The organism is Candidatus Pantoea bituminis (genome assembly GCF_018842675.1).
GTDB classification, from domain to species: Bacteria; Pseudomonadota; Gammaproteobacteria; order Enterobacterales; family Enterobacteriaceae; genus Pantoea; species Pantoea phytostimulans.
In genome coordinates this window covers 335,463-354,079 of sequence record NZ_JAGTWO010000001.1, presented here as the reverse complement: position 1 = coordinate 354,079, position 18,617 = coordinate 335,463, and the positions used below count along the sequence as shown (strand labels likewise).

Sequence of the window (18,617 nt, the reverse complement as noted above, 5' to 3'; positions counted from 1 at the left end):
TGCGGCATGGTGATTCCTGTATACGATGTTAAGACAAGTGTCGTAGCTGGCAAACTTTGAGTCAATAACATATGCATAAAAACAGATATATTGATCTGAACAGGATTTATTTTTTAAGAACTGAATGCTTGTTATGCCTGCTCAGTTTAACGGAGTAGCTGTATCCTCTTTAGAATATTGAATGTCCGTTTTTCGCTCAAATCGAACCTTCCCGGCACTTATGTCCGCTCTGTGCCAGAAGCGGACGTTATTGACGCTAAAGTATATTAAGCAAGGGAAAGTAAGTCCTGCTCCCCTTTGCAAAGCCATGACATCTCAGCTGGGCAGCTAAACGTAATTACCGCACAAATTACCCATAGTGAAACCTTTCGTAACTGAGCAAGAACGCCTACTATTTTATCTAGTGCACTAGACAATCAAGCACCAGAGATTAAGAAATATGAAACCTAAAGAAAATATGGAAATTGGTAAGCAGCTGTCGTTTGCCCTTTATGGTGCCGCAAATCGCATGAACCGGCTCCATAAGCCGTTTCTTGACCCGCTGGGCCTGACGTTTCCCCAGTATCTTGTGATGCTTGAACTGTTCTGTGGCACACCACGGGCTGTGGGTGAGTTAGGGAACAAACTTGATATGGACACGGGAACCATCACGCCTCTGCTAAAGCGCCTGGAGGCTTCCGGCAAGTTAAAGCGCACGCGCGATCCTGCTGATGAGCGTCGGGTGCTTATCACCCTGACCGAGGCCGGAGATGCCCTGCGAGAGGAACTCTGGTGTATCACCGACAAAATCAAAACCGCCTGTCAGCTCAGCGAAGAAGGGCTGGCTCAGCTGCGTGACACGCTGAATGCTTTGTCCCACCCGGCATCCGAATAAGCGGCGTGTCATCACTCCATAAACAAGGTACTTAATATGAAGATTGGCATCATTGGCGCAGGAAACATTGGCGCAACTCTGGCCCGTAAGCTTTCTGCTGGCGGACATGAAATAAAGCTCGCCAACTCCAGAGGACCGGACAGCATCCGTGACTTGGCTCGTGATGTGGGCGCAACCGCCGTTACGCGCGAAGATGCGGTAAAAGACGTCGACGCGATTATTCTTGCCATTCCTTTTGAAAAGCATCGCGGCCTGTCAAGTCTGTTCAGCCAGGTACCGGAGTGTGTCGTGGTTATTGATACCTCTAACTACTATCCCTTCCGGGACAGTGCCATTGCTGAAGTTGATAATGGCAAACCGGAATCTGTATGGGCGAGCGAGCAAACCGGACGACAACTTGTAAAAGCCTGGAATGCAGTCTTAGCCGCCACGCTGGCTGATAAAGGTCTTCCATCCGGCGCGCCCGATCGCATTGCACTGCCCGTTGCCGGAGATGATGCCCGGGCAAAAGCCGTAGTGCTTAAGTTAGTCAACGAAACCGGCTTTGATGCACTCGATGCCGGTCCTCTGAGTGAATCCTGGCGTCAGCAGCCCGGTACGCCTGCCTATTGCACTGAGCTGGATACAGAGGAACTCAAAAAAGCCCTTTCATTCGCCGATGCCGCACGCGCCCCGAAAAACCGCGATGATCTGATAAAGGAATTTATGACCCCCGGTGCGAATTTCACGCATGAAGACGTTATCGCACGTAACAGAGAAGTGACGGCTTAGCGCCCTCGCCCCCTGCTTTTTTGAGTAAATAATGACAGGTCGGGGCGCAGGACCTGTCGGCATTAAACAGCCGGACTTCCATTTCAGAGGCGTCACAATTTGTATGTGAACGCCCTCTCTCTGAAAGCAAATATTCATTCAGGAGAAAACGATGAATCATTCTTTCCCTCTCAGCATCGGTATCCTTGGCACAGGCCACATAGGTAAAACCCTGGCACGTAAACTGGCAGCCGCAGGACACAACGTAAAGGTCGCAAACTCGCGTGGTCCGGAAACAATTGAGGCCGAAACACTGGAAAAGGGCGCTCTGCCCGTTACGGCTGAACACGCCGTCAGCGACGTTGATGTGTTAATACTTTCAGTACCGCTTATGCGGATCCCTGAGATTTCGCAGCTTATCGTAAGTCTGCCTTCTGACGTTATCGTGGCTGATACATCTAATTATTATCCGCACCGGGATCGGAAAATTGACGCGATTGAAGGCGGTCAGGTGGAAAGCCAATGGGTTGAGAAGCAGTTAGGCCGGCCCGTTATTAAGGCATGGAATGCGATTGGCTCCGGATCTTTTGCAGCCAAAGGCAAGCCAGCCGGCGCAGAAGGCCGCATCGCCATTCCCGTGGCGGGTGATAACAAGGAGCATCGCGAACTGATTATGAAACTGGTCAGTGATACCGGCTTTGATGCCTATGATGCCGGCAGTCTGACAGAATCCTGGCGTCAGCAGCCGGGGTCTCCGGTTTACTGTACAGATCTGCAATACGATGAGATATCCGCCGCTCTGGCATCCGCTGAGGCATCTCGTCTGGCCACAAGAAGGGATCTTGCAGCCGCCATATTTCAGGAGCGGGCCGGCGACAACAGGACCAATCCGGATGCTGATTTTGGTGTACAGGTATCACGTATAATCTTTATGTAACTATTTACCGGGCGCTCAGAGAGGGCTTTACACATCCCTCATTCAGTACAGGAGTTCGTGATAGTCCCGAAAATTAATGCTGACATCAGTCAAAGTAAGGTTTTAAAATTTCTTCAGTCCAGTTCATAAACGCCCTTACCCGCTGCGACAAATTACGCCGGTGCGCGACAACAAAAGATGCCGTAAGCGGCTCGGGTCGCAGATCAGGAAGAACCTCAATCAGGGCGCCGCGTTTGATGTGCGGTAAGAGCGAGGAATACCCACCCTGGATTAAGCCCAACCCCGCCAGTCCTGCATCATGATAAGCCGGCACGCTGTTGACCCTTATTGCGCCTGGTAGCATCAACGATTTGTAGCCATCGCCTGCCGGATACGCCCATCCGTCAGGCTTCGAACCAAAATTCCGGATGTAATGAACCATCCTGTGGCCTTGGTTAAGAAGATCATCTATCGTTTTCGGCACACCGAAGCGATCCAGATAGCCTGGGCTTGCTGCATTGATCATGCGTAGATGTCCCAGCGGCCTGGCAATAAGCGTTTCATCCACCACGGGCCCGAGACGAACCACGCAGTCAAATCCTTCCAAAACCAAATCAACACGCCGATCGGTGCTTGAAAGCTCAAGTTCCAGCTCAGGGTGTGCTTGCAGCAACTGTGGCAGGGCGGGAATCACCACGCTCTGCGCCAACACAGTCGGCATATCAACGCGTAACCGTCCCCGCAGTGGCATACCGAAATCAGTAAACATTGACTGCAATTCTTCAGCTTCCGACAAGAGATCGCGCGCGCGCGAATAAAAAGCCCGCCCATCTTCTGTCAGCTGCACGGTCCGCGTTGTCCGGTGCAGAAGCGTAGCGCCTACATCATGTTCGAGCTCACGCACCACCATTGAGGCACGTCCTTTCTGGATACCCAGACTTTCAGCTGCCTGAGTAAAGCTCTTCATTTCCGCTACGCGCGCAAAAATAATCAGCGCCTCCAGATTCTTCATTGTTCACTCTCAGGGTAACAGTGCGTTATTTTTTCCGTTATTTATTACCATTTTAATACTTAATAGACTGCTTTCACACCGCGTATCCCGCATAACGCTGTCTGAAGGTAATTAAGATGACTCATCCCCTGAAAATGATTAACACCGTTGTGATCTATCACTCTGGCTACGGGCATACGGAACGGATGGTAGCCGCAGTCGCTACATTTGGCCCCGATGCATCAGCGGGAAGCGAAGGCCGCCGTAACACATTCGATTTCCCACCTGTTGATCGCGATCGGGTCTGGAATTTCATTGCCGCAATGCGGGTCATAGCGGACAAACACGCTGTATCGGTAAACAGGATTGCGCTCGCATGGTTACTTGCCAGACTCTGCGTCACCAGCGTAATTATCGGTGTAAAACGGATCGCCCAACTCACCGATAATCTTCGGGCTACCGACATCGTTCTGACAGCGGAGGAAGGGAAGCATCTTGATGCGATAAGCGCTATGCCTCTCCATTATCCGGGATGGATGATCGACCATCAGGATGCAGAACGCTACCCGAAACCTTTCACCTCTAAAGCACAGAATTAAACCCAACGTCTTTAAATCACCTCAGCTTTTTCACGGCTATCTCTGTGCTTACGCTGAAATACAACACCACTTACGCAGGATAAAGAGAAATGAATAAAGGTTATTTAATCGCTCACGTGACTGTATCAGACCCTGTCGCATACTCTGAGTATGCCCAAGCTGCCGGGGAGGCAATGCAGGATTTCAATCCGAAGATCATTGCCTGGTCTGGGCAGTATGAAAATCTTGAGGGAGAATCCCATGAACGGCATGTCGTTTTTGAGTTCGCTTCTTTTGCCGAGGCCAAACGTTTTTATGAGAGCCCTAAATATCAGGCAGCCAGGTCAATACGAGCAGGCGCTGCGACCGGAACTTTTGTGTTGATTGAAGGCACTGACCTTTAATACCAAGGACTATCATGTCCGTTTTGCGTTCACAAAAGAGTGTGCCCTCGCCTCACCCGCACCGTACCCAGATATGCCCGACACAGGGCATATCCGGCCATAAACTCTCAGCGGATGCCCGCACATATGACGGAAACCCGTTACTCTCCACAAACGCCCCGGCTTTCTGAATATTTTCAATGCTGCCGCTTACCCGCAGCCGGACTACCGCCGCCCGATATACGTCCTGGACGCGTCGCTGCTCCTACTGCGCACCGCGTTGGATGGTATGGAACTGGATAAGCCCGGGCAAATCAGGATTATCCCTGCGATTCATCGCACATTTTTTGCTCAGTGTATGGTAGGATGAAGTTCATTCATTGAAAGGTTAATCGTTATGTCTTGTATCGATTCGCAATGAACCTTGGTGGTGAATCTACAACTACTGTTACCTGCTCTGTTAGAGCCTTTAGGTCCTATCCCTTTTCAATAATTCTTCTTACGCAAACAATGCTTTGCTTTGGATTTGAAGTCCTGTTTGTTGCTCTATGATGATCCTGAAACATACTCAGGCGAAAATCAGTAACCAGAACTTAAAAAACATACCAGCAGCTGTTAAATCCCTGATGCCCGACGCCCATCCTGAGAGAACGTTTCTGAACTGATTTCGCAACTGCTCCTGAGCATTAACGCTGCATCAGAGCCATCTTATGAACATGAAGCTTAAGAAGTGGCTCGGCCACTTCTCTACACGGCCACAAACATCCGAGTTCATCCCGTACCTTCCGAGCAATGACCCTGGCAGTGAAAATAGTTTCAAAGCAGAGCTATTTTCGACCTCACAGATGGAGCGCTACGGACAAAAGCTGGCACGTTCGCATAAATTGTCACCTGACAAACTGCCCTATTATTTGCTCAAACGCCTCGATAATAATGAGGCGGTAATTACGCAAAACTGCTACGAGCTCAATGCCGGGAAAAAGGCAAGCATCATGCCCGCAGGGGAGTGGCTACTGGACAATTACTATCTTATTGAGGAGCAGATCCGTATCGTTCGCCAGCACTTGCCGAAGAATTTCGGCAAGGGTCTTCCGGCGCTGGCCGCGCCACACTCCTGTCCGCGTATTTATGATATTGCTGCCGAAGCCATTGCTCACGGAGACGGGCGCTGGGACACAACAAATCTGACCAGCTATATCAGCGCCTATCAACAGGTGACGCCGCTTACGCTCGGCGAAGTCTGGGCTTTACCCGGTATGCTGCGCCTGGCGTTAATTGAGAACCTCCGTCGGGTCAGTATCGATGTCGTAAAAGCCCAGCAAGCACGCACGCTGGCAGACAGTTGGGTAACGCGAATTTTCAAATGCGCGGAGAATGCTCCCGCCGACTTGATCATGGTAATTGCTGATATGGCGCGCTCCAATCCCCGTTGGACAGTGCGTTTGTTGCGGAACTGGTACGCCGTCTACAGGGGCGCGGCAATATGCTGACCTTGCCTCTGAGCTGGATTGAGCAGCGACTGGCTGAGCAAGGTACGACCACCGATACCCTGATAAACTTATTCAATCAACAACTTGCCGCTAGCCAGCTCTCGGTGAGCAACAGCATCGCCGGTTTACGTTTACTGAGTGAAACGAACTGGGCTAATTTCGCTGAGGCCATGAGCGTGGTGGAGCAGACATTACGTCTTGATCCTGCGGGCACCTACCCCTTGATGCACTTTGATACGCGAGATCATTATCGCCACGTCATTGAGATCCTGGCCAGAGAGAGTCGCTTCAGCGAGCCAGAAGTCGCCCGCCGCGTGCTGGCGCTCTCCAAGGAAGCCGCCTCTGACACGCCGGGCGCCCATATTGGCTATTACCTGATGGGCGAAGGCCGTCATCAGCTGGAAACGCTTTTGTCGGCAGATACTTCACGGCTTATCCGTCTACGGCACAGTTTCAACCAGATCCCACTGGTTTCATGGCTTGGTAGCTTGTGTCTGCTAACCACCGCGATAACAGCCGAAATAGTGCAAGAAACGGCACACCAGGGAATGGACTGGCTGCTGATACTTCTCGCTATCCCGCTTATTGTGGTGATCAGTCAGTCAGTGACCGACCTGCTGAGTGAGGCGACCACCCGATTTCGCACCCCGCGCCCGCTGCCGCGGATGGATTTTTCAACCGGGATCCCGGAGGGAGCCGCCACCATGGTGGTAATCCCCTGCCTGCTCAGCAGCAGCGAAAGCATCAGCAAACTCATCACCAGTCTTGAGGTCTGCTGGCTTGGCAACCATAGCGAAAATCTCTGTTTCGCCCTTGTGGCCGACGTGACTGATTCGGCAGATGAACATTCTCCGCAAAATAACGCACTGATCGAACAGGCCATTTCACAAACGCAAGATCTCAACCGCCGCTACCCGGCCAGTCGCCCACGTTTTTATCTGCTCTACCGGGAACCAGAATGGAATCCGCTCCAGGGTGTATGGATGGGTTATGAACGCAAACGTGGCAAACTGGCCTTGCTGAACAGCTGGTTACGCCATCCCGAAGCCCAGTTTTCCAGTGTGGCAGGTATGCCAGCTGACCAGCTACCCGCGCGGATTAAGTACGTTATTACGCTGGACAGTGACACAGTTCTGCCACGCGATACGGCGCACAAACTGATCGCGACAATGGCGCACCCACTGAACCGGCCCGAGTATGACGCTGCACGCCAACGGGTGGTTAAAGGCTACGGGATATTGCAACCGGGACTGGCGGAGGAGATGCCACGCAACGGGCAGGGGCGCTATGCCGCCATGAGCAGCAGCGTTGCGGGTAATAATCCCTATTCGATGATGTCTTCAGATATCTACCAGGACCTTTTCGGGGAAGGATCGTTTATCGGCAAAGGGATTTACGATGTCGATATCTTTGTTCAGGCCACGCAAAATACCTGCCCCGAGAATCTGGTGCTCAGCCATGATTTACTGGAAGGATGTTATGCACGTTCGGGTCTGCTGAGCGAAGTCTTACTCTATGAACAGTACCCAAATAACTATCTGTCGGACGTTGCACGACGCACCCGCTGGATCCGTGGGGACTGGCAACTGCTTAACTGGCTCAAACCCAACGTCAGAAAAGCGGATGGAACACAGGATAAAAATCCGCTATCTGCACTCTCTTACTGGAAATTATTCGATAATCTGCGACGCAGCCTGGTGGCCCCTTTCTCACTGCTACTGCTGTTTTGTAGCTTGCTGTGGGTACCAAACCCGTTTTATTGGCTAAGTGTACTGCTGCTGGTGTGGCTAATGCCTACAGTGCTGGCTGTTGTGCATGATCTCCTCAATAAGCCTGCCCGCCGTCCCCTTGGGCAGCATCTGCTGCTGGTCACTACCGGTGCGCTGAAGCGGTTTTCCCGGATCGGGCTCAATTTTACCACCTTGCCCCATGAGGCCGGCTATGCTCTCTACGCCATTGCCGTAACATTATGGCGTCTGGGATACAGTCAACGTAACCTCAGCCAGTGGGCCAGCCACAGTCCGGATAATGACCTGGCAAAAACCTCGCCTGTGCGGTTTTACCGGGCGATGTGGCTGAACGTGGTCAGCGGCGTGGCACTGATTGCCCTGACCGCGTATTTTGCACCGCCATTCCTGGCAATCGCTTTACCTGTCGGTGTGGTGTGGTGTCTGGCACCGCTTCTGCTAAGTTGGATGAGCCGCCAACCCGTACCGCATGCGTTCGCACCCAATAAAGAACAAAAACTGTTGTTGCGTCAGACCAGCCGCGAAATTTGGGCATTTTTTGAGACCTTTGTCACCGCGAAAGAGAACTGGCTTCCGCCTGACAATTATCAGGAAGCCTTACCGCCGGTAGTCGCACACCGTACCTCACCCACCAATATTGGCCTCTCACTAATGGCCAACCTGACTGCATGGGATTTTGGTTATATTCCGATTAGTGTGGTATTGCAACGCGTGACGCTTACCCTGGACACACTGGATAAAATGGCGCATTTCCGGGGTCATTTGTATAACTGGTATGACACCGTCACCCTTGCCGCACTCAGTCCACGTTATGTTTCAAGCGTCGACAGTGGCAATATGGCAGGCCATTTACTCACGCTTCGCGAAGGGCTTTCAGCCATGCGCAGTCAGCCGGTATTGAACCCGGTACAGGTGCTGGCGGGCCTGGACGATACACTGAGTATTTTGGAGAAGCACTGGGGCCAGAACGCCCCTGACAGTCTGCAAACGCTGCGTAAACAGTGTCTTAATGCTGCCTCGCTGGCTCCGGCACAGGTGTTTATCGCATTAAAAAATATGCATACCCAAAGCAACCATCTTCAGGAGGCATGCAGTCACGAAAACAAACTCGTTCTGCGCTGGATAGAACATTTACAGAAGCAACTGGCGCTGCTGTGCCATGAAGGAGCGCATCTGCTTGGATGGTTAACGCCAGCATATGACGCAGAAGCTCTGCCCTCCCTTAACTGGCTTGCCCGGGCGAAATTTACCGGAGAAGGAACGCCCCCAGCATCGGCAATTGCGCAGGCACGTATGCAGCTGGACATCATCACTGAACTTGAACAGCGGCTGCATGACCATGCGCAAATGGATTTCACGTTCCTGTACAGCGAAGCAACCAGCCTGCTCAACATCGGCTATAACTGTGACAGCAATATGCTGGATAAGGGTCAATACGACCTGTTGCCCTCCGAAATTCGCCTGACCAGTTTTCTCGCCATCGCGACAAATCAGTTGCCACTCAAAAGTTGGTACGCTCTGGGGCGGCTGTTCACCACCATTGATAACGAAACCGCACTGATGTCCTGGAGCGGATCAATGTTTGAATATCTGATGCCCAACCTGGTGATGCCCACCTGGCGCGGTAGCCTGATTGATGAGATGAGTCAGTCGGCGGTTATGCGCCAGATAGACTGGGGGAAAGAGCGCGGGGTGCCATGGGGCGTATCTGAGTCCGGCTACCACGCGTTTGATGTGCAGCAAAATTATCTCTATCAGGCATTTGGCGTTCCTGGCCTCGGCCTTCGTCGGGGATTGGCTGACGATATGGTCGTCGCCCCTTACGCCACGCTGCTGGCGTTAATGATCTCTCCGCAAAAAGCGTGTGAAAATTTGTTCAGACTGCAAAAAGTGGCGCGCGCGGCGAGTACGGTTTTTATGAAGCGCTGGACTACACGCCGTCGCGTCTGGCCACCGGACAGTTATATGCCGTGGTGCAGTCATGGATGGCACACCATCAGGGAATGGCCTTTCAGTCACTGGCTCACGTGCTGCTTGGCGCCCCTATGGCGGAGAGATTCATGTCCAGCACGGCCTTCCAGTCGGCGAGCATGCTGTTACAGGAACGCGTGCCGGATGCGGTCGATCTCTACAGCCCGCGCCGTCATTTTGAGTCTCATGAAGGGATAGTCAAACCGGTTCGCTATGAACCTCGTATTTTCACTGGCGCTGAGAGTCCAGTTCCCGAGGTTCAGCTGTTGTCCAACAGCCATTACCATCTGATGATGACCCATACCGGCGGCGGTTACAGCCGCTGGAACGATCTTGCCCTGACACGCTGGCACAGCGATACCACCAGCGATAACTGGGGAACATTCTGCTATATCAGCGATCCACAAACGGGTGAAGTGTGGGGCAATACCTGGCAACCTATAGGCCGTGCCGACAGTAACGACGAAGTAATATTTACCGAAGCTGGTGCTGAATTCAGAGGTACCCTCGGCTTTCTTAGCGTCAAAACGCAGGTTGTGGTGTCGCCTGAAGACGATATTGAACTGCGTCGGATCACGCTGCTTCATCGTGGTCGCCAGCCTCGTACCATTGAACTCACCACCTACGCAGAAGTGGTGCTGGCATCTGCCACCAGCGATCGGGCGCATCCCGCGTTCAGCAATTTATTTATCCAGACTGAGCTTATTCCCGCCCAGAATGCCATTTTGTGTCACCGGCGTCCGCGCACTCCAGACGAAAAGAGTCCATGGCTGTTCCACATGATGGTGGTGCATGGCGACAACTCAAGAAGCGTCTCCTTTGAAACCGATCGGGCGAAATTTCTCGGTCGCGGCAAACGTCCGGTTGATGCACTGGGTATCAGGCAAAGCGGACCACTCAGCAACACATCGGGATCCGTACTGGACCCTATGCTGGCGATACGTCAGTCTGTGACCCTGCAGCCCGGAAAACCGGTCATCATTGATATCGTTTATGGTATTAGTGAAAATCGCCAGCTCAGCCTGGCGCTGCTGGAAAAATATCGCGATCATCCAATCGCTGACCGCGTTTTTGAACTCGCCTGGTCCCACAGTCTGGTCGTGTTACGACAAATTAACGCCAATGAAGATGATGCGGCGTTGTTTAACCGGCTTGCGGGCGCGATCCTTTACCCTTGTCAGGAACTCCGCGCTGAGAGCCGGATAATTAGCAGTAATCGACGGGGTCAGTCGAGCCTGTGGGGCTGGGGCATCTCCGGCGATCTCCCCATTGTGCTTCTCAGCGTCACCAGCGAAGATAACATCCCTACTATTACCACCATGATTCAAGCGCACCGCTACTGGCGACTGAAAGGCCTGGCGGTGGATCTGGTGATCCTGAATGCCAACCCGGGTGGCTACCAGCAGGCGCTGCAAAATCAGATTATGGATCTGATTTACGCCGGATCTGAAGCCAGCCTGCTGGATAAATCTGGCGGGATTTTTGTACGTAATGGTGAACACCTTTCCGCCGAAGACAAGCTGCTTTTGATGAGTGTGGCGTACCTCTACCTCGATGACCGCGCAGGCGGCCTTAATGAACAGCTCGATCAGCGCATTCAGACGTCGAAAACGTTACCAAGGCCGTTTATTCCCCACGTTGTGTCGGGAACCAATCAGCATATTCCCTGGACGCCAGATACCGATCAACTCCTTCATTTCAATGGTCACGGCGGTTTTTCTCAGGACGGTCGGGAGTATCAGATTGTGCTCAGGGAAAACAGTCCGACGCCTGCTCCCTGGTCAAATGTGCTGGCAAACCCGAGTTTCGGCAGCGTGTTGTCTGAATCCGGCCAGGCCTACAGCTGGTATGAGAATGCCCATGAATATCGGTTGACGCCGTGGGAAAACGACCCCGTTAGCGATCGCAGCGGAGAAGCTTTCTATCTGCGCGATGAAGAGAGCGGCGCATGCTGGTCGCCGACCACCTTGCCGGTGCGCGGTCAGGGGGATTATTTGTCCCGACATGGTTTTGGCTACAGCGTATTTGCCCACCGGGAGAGCGGCATAGACAGCGAACTGACGGTGCTGGTCGCCGAGCAGGCTCCAGTCAAACTTGCGATCCTGACGCTCAGTAATAACTCCGGCCGCACGCGAAAACTAAGCGTTACGGGTTATGTAGAGTGGACCCTGGGTGAGTCACGAACTCAATCTGCTCTTCACGTTGTTACCCATGCGGCCAGCGTCGAAGGCGGCTGCGGTGTAATGGCAAATAACTTTTATGGCAGTAACGGAGCCGCACGTACCGCATTTTTTGCCGTCACGGGTGCTCACTGTTCGTTGACGGGCGACCGTCGTGAGTTTCTCGGCCGCAACGGTTCCCTGCAAAAACCGGCGGCAATGAATCTGCGCGCCCTGTCAGATAAAACAGGAGCCGGTCTCGATCCCTGCGGTGCGGTGCAGTCTGCAGCCACATTAATTGATGGTGATCAGAAGACATTTATTTTTGTGCTGGGCATTGGGGAAGATCAGGCTCAGGCTCAGGCGTGCCTCACACATTATCTGAACGAAGATGCCGTCCGCGAGGAGCTAGGTAACGTTCACCGGTACTGGCACAGCGTGCTGGATAAAGTCGTGGTCAGAACGCCTGACACCACCGTTAATTTACTGGTGAACGGCTGGCTGCTGTACCAGACGGTGGCCTGTCGTTTAATGGCGCGCAGCGGTTACTATCAGTCCGGCGGCGCGTTCGGTTTCCGCGATCAGCTGCAGGATACGCTGGCGCTGAGTCACGCCATGCCGGACCGGCTACGCGACCAGATTGTGCTGTGCGCATCGCGCCAGTTCATAGAAGGTGACGTACAGCACTGGTGGCATCCTCCGCATGGCAACGGTGTCCGCACGCGCTGTTCGGATGATTATCTCTGGCTCCCGCTGGCTGTCTGTCACTATGTTGAAACCACGGGGGATACCGGCGTACTTGAAGAGCGCATACCTTATCTGGAAGGTCGGACGCTCCAGCCCGGCGAAGAGTCCGTCTACGATAAACCCATTATCAGCACCTTTGAAGAGACGCTGTGGATGCACTGTGTGAAAGCCATCAGACATGGCCTGCAGTTCGGGCTGCATGGTCTGCCCCTCATGGGTGCGGGCGACTGGAATGATGGCATGAACCGAGTCGGGATCGAAGGTAAAGGGGAAAGCGTCTGGCTGGGCTTCTTCCTGTACGACATTTTACAGCGCTTTGCAGACTTGGCTGAACAGCGTCAGGACACCCAGATTGCTTCGCTGTGCCGTACAGAGGCGTCGCGTTTACAGAAAAACCTTGAAGCCTCCGCATGGGATGGCGAATGGTACCGGCGTGGCTATTTTGATGATGGCACTCCCTTGGGGGCGAAAGCCTCACAGGATTGCCGAATTGATGCCATTGCGCAAAGCTGGTCTGTGCTATCCGGGGCAGCCAGTCAGGAGCGCAGCATCCTCGCCATGCAGTCACTGGATAAGCATCTGGTAGATAACGAAGCCGGGATTATAAAACTGTTAACGCCGCCGTTCGATGGCCATGGGCCGAATCCCGGTTATATTCAGGGTTATCTGCCAGGCGTGCGGGAAAATGGAGGGCAGTATACGCATGGCGCAATCTGGGCGGTAATGGCTTTTGCGCGAATGGGTAATACTGCGCGCGCATGGCAGCTGTGGTCGATGATCAATCCCATAAACCACGCGCTAAATGCCCGCGATGTCGAAAGATATAAAACAGAGCCTTACGTTATGAGCGCGGATGTTTACAGCGTCGCTCCCCATATCGGGCGTGGAGGATGGAGCTGGTATACAGGCTCTGCAGGTTGGGCATATCGCCTGCTTACAGAGGAATTACTGGGGATTAAACATTATGGTGCAGATTTAGTTATACATGCCCACTTACCTCATGACTGGCCACCGGTTGGCATAACGTATCAATGTGGGCAAAGTCAGTATCACATCACCGTTTCGCAGGGCAGCGAGGAGTATCGGGTCATCCTGGATGGTGTAATACTGCCACACGACCGGATTCCACTGATTGATGACGGGCATAACCATACGATCGATATTTTTCAAAACTGATACTGGCTCAATCAGTGTATTAACGCCTGCCGTTAATGCATTGATTGGCTTGGGAAGAAGAATTGCGATTTGCCTCGGAGTTTCACTCCCTTCGTTGATTGTTTTTCCTGGCTCCTCTGCAAGCATGTAAGCAATAAACGAGTCTTGATGGGTCAACCTGCTTACCCCACCCGAACGGCTTCTCTGGGTATGCTTTTTTAACTGGCGGTCATTTTTTGGGGTATCAGCCGGGAATGTCTTGCGCTTTTCATATAAATTTCCAAGGCATCCCTGAAAGCATCAGGATGAAATCAAGGATAATAATAAAAATCACAGAACATTGTTTAATAACGGCGTATGATTATTTATTGCAGAGTTATGCTGTTAATTTATATTCTTTTAGCCAGCTGCCGAAAAATAAAATAACAGTGAAAAGCTTACCTGTGCTTTTGTACATTATAATTGACAAAACAACCGGTAATATTGGAAACGATACTTGTCTTGAGTGCCTCCTTTGAGGGTTGTTTTGTCGACTCTCCGAAAGCTGACAGATTTTATTCAGCCCTAAATTGACTCTCTTTTGCAATAAGCGAACTGCGCGACGGCAATGCACAATTATTTTTTTTATTAATTTTACAACTGTAATAAAGGTAAACTCATGAAAATCAAGCATGCTATGCCTATTGAAGGACATATTGTTGCGAGTCGGCGCATGGGTGAGATAAGCCACCCTTTTTGTATCCATAATGTCATGTTTAATAATGGAAAGTTCGCTGTCGTTCGTGCAGCATCAGGAATATGTCTTAAACCCGGCGATACTCTTCATAGAGACGAATCCGCATGGTTTTGCAACAATATCCAAACACACCTTCTTCCCTTTGAATACATAGAAGAAAACGAATCACAGAGACTATTAAATGAATACTAGGGCCTAAAATTAATTTTCTGCTGTCATTAAAAAAATGACTGGCAGGATGCTGTCTTCTGGTCACATTCACATAAAGCCCGCAACAGGCCTACAAACCGTTAGTTCGTCACGATGGAGAGTTTGATGTGCTGGCCGCACTATGTGGGCTGGGTCATAGTGATTATTAACCACTACGGATTAAAGATTAATTTACGCGCTAAGATGCCCATTTAAAATTACCGAGCGCTTCGTCGCTAGCCGTGAATTGTCGTAAAACGGATATTGCCATGAAAAGACGTTGATTTGCCCACACTGTAAGTCGCTATTTATTATACATCTTGATAGAAAATAATTACCTGATGCATAAAAACCGCGCGCGGACGTTTTTTTATGGCATGAGTCTCATCACTCAGGACCGGTGGGCTGTTAAGTCGGCTTACCGCTCAGTACCAGTTGCCAGATTAATACATTAAAAATTCATCGCTTTTTTGCCTTGTGAAAAGTTCAGTAGAGCATACCGGCCCCTTCACTTTCAGCCTTCCCCTTTCTCCAGCCCGTTGCAAAATCAGACGGGCTCTGATAATTGAGCGTAGCGTGCGGGCGACACGCGTTTCAGATACCCCGGACAACGTGTCACCGGCGGCAAAGAGCGGCCAGGCTTCAAAAAGTTGCCGTTGTCCAATATAGCGCTATTATCCTTGCTTTAAGCCATTGTCGGCTCGGAAAGGATTGACTGCCACTATGCCCGTGAATTTTGATCTCAACGATCTTTATGCCTTTCGAGCGCTGGTTGAATACGGTAATTTTCGGCTTGCCGCAGAGTCTATCTGCCTTTCACAGTCAGCATTGAGCCGCAGGATAGAGAAGCTAGAATCTGCGCTCGGTATAAAGTTGTTCCAAAGAACTACCCGGCGCGTCACGCTGACACTATATGGACAGACCTTTGCTGAACGTTCAGATCAGCTACTGGCCAATGTTGAGTTGGTATTAGCGGATATCAATAAGGTTGGTCAGGATCGCGTGGGCTTGGTAACTGTCGCCACAGTGCCTTCGGCAGCCTACTATTTCATGCCTGACGTGATTCGCCGTTTCCAGGTCCGCTATCCACGGGTACGCGTTAAGATTATTGATAGCAGTGCCGGTAATGTCATTGAAGCGGTTGCCAGTGGTCAGGCAGACTTCGGTATCTGTTTTGCGAAAAACCTGCAGCCCAATATCGAATTTCTCCCGTTGGTGGGAGATGCTTACGTTGCCGCCTGCAGACGCGATCATCCAATAGCCAGCAAAAAAGCCTGACCTGGCGCGAGTTTTATCAACACGATTATGTTGGGCTGGATAAGACATCTGGTAACCGCAATTTGCTCGATAAAATGCTGGAAAACATCACTCCTGAGCGTGCCAGTATCTGCGAAACCCGTCACGTGACGACCATGCTAGGTATGGTTGAAGCGGGCGTCGGCATTGCTGCCGTGCCCACTATGTCCATGCCGACTTCTGAGCATTCATTGCTGACTCACCTGCCGCTAACGGATCCGGTGGTGAAGCGCACGGTTGGCCTGATCAGGCGCAGCGGACGTATGCAATCCTACGTCGCCGCCGAGTTGGAAAAGTTGATCACTGAACAGTATCACGTGGGTTAACGGGTCGTTCAGTTTTCACCGATCGCATCCCGGTGGCGCGAATCGTTTTTTGCGCCTCGGCGGAAGAGAGGAAATTCAGTAGCGCTTTGCCTTCTTTCGGGTGTTCTGCTTTGGCGGTCACCGCGCCGGAAAACCGGGTAATGTACTGCACATCTTCAGGCAACTCGCCAATAAAGGTTACGCCCGATACCGGAATCAATTCGCTCACCTGCTGAAAACCCAGAGCATATTTTCCTTTCGCCACTTCGGATGCCACCGGAATGCGCTGAATCATGTGCACTTTCTCTTTTACCTTGTCTTCAATACCCAGTTTTTTGAACAGCTGGCTGCTGACATATCGGCCGCTGGCACTGTCAGAATAAGCGATGGATTTGGCCTGCAGTAGGGTATTGCGCAGATCTGCCTGCTTTTTGATAGTCGGTTCAGAGTCACCTTGTTTGACGACCATACCAATTGATGAGTCAGCTAGCTCTACGCGCGAGCCTGGCAGTAGCCATTTATCCTTTTCCAGGTTTTTCAGCGCATCACCCACCATAATTACCACATCAGCGTTTTCGCCACGGGCCAGGCGTGCTGGAATCGCCTGAGGGGTTTTACCCATAGAGGGGCCGGATATCAAAATGATGTTGTCGCCGCTCTCAGCTTCAAATTGTGGGGCCAATTTTTCCAGTGCGGCTTTAAATCCGCCTGAAATCATGACGGTTACTTCTTTAGCCAATGCTCCCGAGCTGACAGAGGCAAATAACAGTGTGATAAGGAGTGAATGATAAATTTTTTGCATAACGTAAATCCTGATTCAACGGGCAGTTTGTAGTGATAATGCGCTGCGACGGTACAAATAAAACGTCGCCAGTAGTGCACATACAGCAGCAAAGCTCATCCAGTAGCCGGGTGAGGCTTTATCGCCGGTGTACTCAATCAGTGCAGTAGAAATAACTGGCGTAAATCCGCCAAACACAGCGGTTGCCAGACTGTAGGCCAGAGAGAAACCAGCAACCCGGACCTCTGTTGGCATGATCTCCGTTAATGCCGGGATCATAGCGCCGTTGTAGAGGCCATAGAGGAAGGACAGCCACAGCAGTACCGTCAGCATCATGGAAAAACTCGGTGCTTTAGCAAGCAGGCTAAGCGCCGGATATGCAGTGATGAGGGCCAGCAATGCCATGGCAACCAAGACCGGCTTACGGCCATAACGATCTGACAGGGCACCACCTACCGGTAACCAGAGAAAGTTAGATATCGCAACCAGTAAGGTCACCAGCAGACTGTCAGAGGCGCTGAGCATCAGCACTTTCTTACCGAACGTCGGGGCATACACGGTGATCAGATAAAATGCGGTGGTGGTCATGGCGACCATTAACATACCGGCAATAACCACCTGCCAGTTTGCTAAAAGGGTTTTAAACGCGTCGCGCATCGCCAAATGATTGCGGCGCGCGGTGAACTCTTCGGTCTCTTCCAGCTTGCGGCGAAGGAAAAAGATGAAAGGTACAATCAGGCAGCCGAACAGGAAAGGCAGTCGCCAGCCCCACTCGCGAATGGCGCTTTCTTCCATGATGGCATTCAGTGCGAAGCCCATGGCCGCTGCTACCATAATGGCCACTTGCTGGCTGCCAGACTGCCAACTGGTGTAGAAGCCTTTACGGCCTGGCGTGGCAATCTCTGCCAGGTAAACAGATACGCCGCCCAGCTCTGCACCCGCGGAGAAACCTTGCAATAAACGCCCTCCCAGCACCAACAACGGCGCCCAGAAGCCAATCGTTTGATAGGATGGGATCAGGACAATCAGGAAGGTCCCTGCGGCCATGATAGTCAGGGTAACAATTAGACCTTTACGTCTGCCGACTTTATCAATGTACGCGCCCAGCACGATTGCGCCGATAGGACGCATCAGAAAGCCCGCACCAAAGACGGCGAAAGTCATCATCAGTGAGGCAAATTCACTGCTGGCCGGAAAGAATGTATGTGCGATGTAGGTGGCATAAAATCCGAACAGGAAAAAATCAAACTGCTCCAGAAAGTTGCCAGAGGTCACACGCAGTATCGCGCTGGTTCTTGCCCAAGTCGTCATGGGTGCGTTAGAGGAATGCATTTTTATCTCCAGTTTGTCTTGACGCTTTTACAGCGCCTGTAGCTGCAGACTGGATCAGGAAAATAAAGTAAATAAGCGCAATAAAATCATGAGTTGATGCGTTTGGTGCATGAATCAGCGTTAACAATGATGATCGAGAAGCTGTAACGGGATATCAACAGTTTCCCTCCGGGCAATATTGTTTGATGAAGGCTAAAAACTTCATGCCTGTTTTGT

Annotated in this window: 9 protein-coding genes and 2 pseudogenes; 8 read left to right on the top strand and 3 right to left on the bottom strand. The window is 51.7% G+C overall.

Features of this window, described 5'->3' with window-relative positions; genetic code table 11:
- The first annotated feature begins 439 nt into the window (after window positions 1-439).
- From KQP84_RS01780 to KQP84_RS01770, 3 genes are all read left to right on the top strand, one after another.
- Entirely contained in the window at window positions 440-874 is a 435-nt protein-coding gene (locus KQP84_RS01780) for a MarR family winged helix-turn-helix transcriptional regulator (protein ID WP_243079577.1), read from the top strand.
- Between the two features lie 18 nt (window positions 875-892).
- A complete protein-coding gene (locus tag KQP84_RS01775; RefSeq protein WP_309140117.1) occupies window positions 893-1,645 on the top strand; it encodes an NADPH-dependent F420 reductase in 753 nt (250 codons plus the stop codon).
- 151 nt (window positions 1,646-1,796) lie between these two features.
- Window positions 1,797-2,561 (top strand): NADPH-dependent F420 reductase, encoded by a 765-nt coding sequence (locus KQP84_RS01770; protein ID WP_215844966.1) that lies wholly within the window; start codon window positions 1,797-1,799, stop codon window positions 2,559-2,561.
- Window positions 2,562-2,646: 85 nt separating this feature from the next.
- On the opposite strand, the gene KQP84_RS01765 is transcribed toward KQP84_RS01770, so the two are convergent.
- Window positions 2,647-3,552, bottom strand: coding sequence for a LysR family transcriptional regulator (locus tag KQP84_RS01765; RefSeq protein ID WP_215844965.1), 906 nt, complete (start codon window positions 3,550-3,552; stop codon window positions 2,647-2,649).
- 116 nt (window positions 3,553-3,668) lie between these two features.
- On the opposite strand from KQP84_RS01765, the gene KQP84_RS01760 reads away from it, so the two are divergent.
- The 5 genes and pseudogenes from KQP84_RS01760 (at window position 3,669) to psrA (ending at window position 16,309) form a co-directional block, all read left to right on the top strand.
- Window positions 3,669-4,130 (top strand): aldo/keto reductase, encoded by a 462-nt coding sequence (locus KQP84_RS01760; RefSeq protein ID WP_215844964.1) that lies wholly within the window; start codon window positions 3,669-3,671, stop codon window positions 4,128-4,130.
- A gap of 89 nt (window positions 4,131-4,219) precedes the next feature.
- Window positions 4,220-4,513: a DUF1330 domain-containing protein gene (locus tag KQP84_RS01755; protein WP_215844963.1), complete on the top strand. Its 294-nt coding sequence runs from the start codon at window positions 4,220-4,222 to the stop codon at window positions 4,511-4,513.
- A 689-nt stretch (window positions 4,514-5,202) separates the two neighbouring features.
- Window positions 5,203-13,783 (top strand): annotated as a pseudogene (locus tag KQP84_RS01750) (GH36-type glycosyl hydrolase domain-containing protein).
- A 637-nt stretch (window positions 13,784-14,420) separates the two neighbouring features.
- Window positions 14,421-14,690, top strand: a complete 270-nt coding sequence (locus tag KQP84_RS01745) for a hypothetical protein (protein WP_215844962.1) — start codon at window positions 14,421-14,423, stop codon at window positions 14,688-14,690.
- A gap of 720 nt (window positions 14,691-15,410) precedes the next feature.
- A pseudogene (psrA, locus tag KQP84_RS01740) lies at window positions 15,411-16,309 on the top strand (L-proline-binding transcription factor PsrA).
- Here the strand turns inward: psrA and KQP84_RS01735 are convergent.
- Window positions 16,284-17,090, bottom strand: coding sequence for a substrate-binding domain-containing protein (locus KQP84_RS01735; RefSeq protein WP_215844961.1), 807 nt, complete (start codon window positions 17,088-17,090; stop codon window positions 16,284-16,286). The pseudogene psrA and the gene KQP84_RS01735 sit on opposite strands and share 26 nt — an antisense overlap.
- Window positions 17,091-17,105: 15 nt before the next feature.
- Window positions 17,106-18,401 carry an MFS transporter gene (locus KQP84_RS01730; RefSeq protein WP_215844960.1) on the bottom strand — a complete coding sequence of 432 codons (1,296 nt, stop codon included), beginning with the start codon at window positions 18,399-18,401 and terminating at the stop codon, window positions 17,106-17,108.
- Window positions 18,402-18,617: the final 216 nt, after the last annotated feature.

What these genes read in the sequence shown, in the direction of transcription:
- KQP84_RS01780 (WP_243079577.1), top strand. Translation starts at nt 440, where the DNA reads ATGAAACCTAAAGAAAATATGGAAATTGGTAAGCAGCTGTCGTTTGCC.
- KQP84_RS01730 (WP_215844960.1), bottom strand. Translation starts at nt 18,401, where the DNA reads ATGCATTCCTCTAACGCACCCATGACGACTTGGGCAAGAACCAGCGCG.
- KQP84_RS01760 (WP_215844964.1), top strand. Translation starts at nt 3,669, where the DNA reads ATGACTCATCCCCTGAAAATGATTAACACCGTTGTGATCTATCACTCT.
- KQP84_RS01770 (WP_215844966.1), top strand. Translation starts at nt 1,797, where the DNA reads ATGAATCATTCTTTCCCTCTCAGCATCGGTATCCTTGGCACAGGCCAC.
- KQP84_RS01765 (WP_215844965.1), bottom strand. Translation starts at nt 3,552, where the DNA reads ATGAAGAATCTGGAGGCGCTGATTATTTTTGCGCGCGTAGCGGAAATG.
- KQP84_RS01745 (WP_215844962.1), top strand. Translation starts at nt 14,421, where the DNA reads ATGAAAATCAAGCATGCTATGCCTATTGAAGGACATATTGTTGCGAGT.
- KQP84_RS01755 (WP_215844963.1), top strand. Translation starts at nt 4,220, where the DNA reads ATGAATAAAGGTTATTTAATCGCTCACGTGACTGTATCAGACCCTGTC.
- KQP84_RS01735 (WP_215844961.1), bottom strand. Translation starts at nt 17,090, where the DNA reads ATGCAAAAAATTTATCATTCACTCCTTATCACACTGTTATTTGCCTCT.